The sequence below is a fragment of the Burkholderia sp. 3C genome (assembly GCF_054589155.1).
Genome location: NZ_BAAILN010000051.1, coordinates 1 through 1,101, shown reverse-complemented (window position 1 = coordinate 1,101; position 1,101 = coordinate 1). Strand labels below are relative to the sequence as shown.

Here is a 1,101-nt window from a genome sequence, read left to right as displayed (position 1 = left end):
CGCTGGTGGCGCCGGATTCACCGGCCAAGCAGTGGATGCCGGTGTACGTGCACAGCAAGATCATGATCGTGGACGATGTGTTCCTCACGCATGGTTCGGCAAACGTGAATTTGCGCAGTATGGAAGTGGATAGTGAGTTGAATATCTGCCATGAGCATTCTGGTGTGACGCAGGCGTTGCGGAGGAGGTTGTGGGAGATGCATACGAATGGGATGGGGGCGCAGGATTTGCCCGCTAAAGCATTTGATGCATGGGGGAATGTCATCAAGAAGAATGCTACTAATCAAGCCAAAGGTCTGACGCCAGAATCGTCGCTAGTTGGTTTCATGAGGACGTCAACGAGCCGACTTCGAGTGGACTAAGTCATGAAAATAATTTTTATCGCGTTCTCTATCGCTTCATTACTTTCTGCTTGCTCAAACAAGGATAATCAATTGCCTTCGAAATCTGATATGGATCGTGTACGTGCGAATCTCGCCTTCGTCTGTGTGCACCAAGCAGATCACCTGTTGCCGCTCGATCCTCAGGCGGACGAGTTTTTTAAATACGGTCTGTATCTTGAGAAGCAGGACGGCCCCAAAGATTTCAATAGCGCCGCACGCTATTACCGGATCGCGGCTGCCTACGGTCACTACAAAGCTAATCAAAACCTACAACGGCTGGTTTCGCAAGGCTATGCGGATTCGCCGTACCCGGATGTGGAAACGATTGATCTGGTGGATCAACTGATCAAGGCAGGCGTGCCCGGTGGGTATTACGACATGGGCCACTACCTTGAGTTGGGCTATGGCGTAAAACAGGACGCTGATGCGGCACGACGATACTTTCGCAAGGCGGCGGACATGGGTAGCCCGGAGGCGCAGGCCTACATCGGCGATCTGCTGGCTCCGATAGATAGGTCACCCGACGTTGCTCGACAGATGCGCCAATGTGCCGCCGAACAAGGGCACGCAGATGCAGCTGACACCTTGGGTATGGATCTTCAAACTGACAAGCTCTTTCCGGAGGCTGTAAAAGCTTATCAAATGGCGGTGGCAGGGGGGGATCGGCTTGCTGCCTTGACGCTTGAGGAGGGATTTGGAGCGCCTCCTGAGACAAACG

General features: G+C 53.2%; 2 protein-coding genes. Both read left to right on the top strand.

Translation table 11 applies throughout. The features are described from left to right. On the top strand, positions 1-362 hold a 362-nt coding region (locus ACYP33_RS09220), incomplete at its 5' end, for a phospholipase D-like domain-containing protein (protein ID WP_459621160.1). 3 nt (positions 363-365) lie between these two features. Continuing rightward, positions 366-1,101, top strand: a 736-nt coding sequence (locus ACYP33_RS09215; RefSeq protein WP_459621158.1) for a tetratricopeptide repeat protein, incomplete at its 3' end; no start/stop codon positions are given.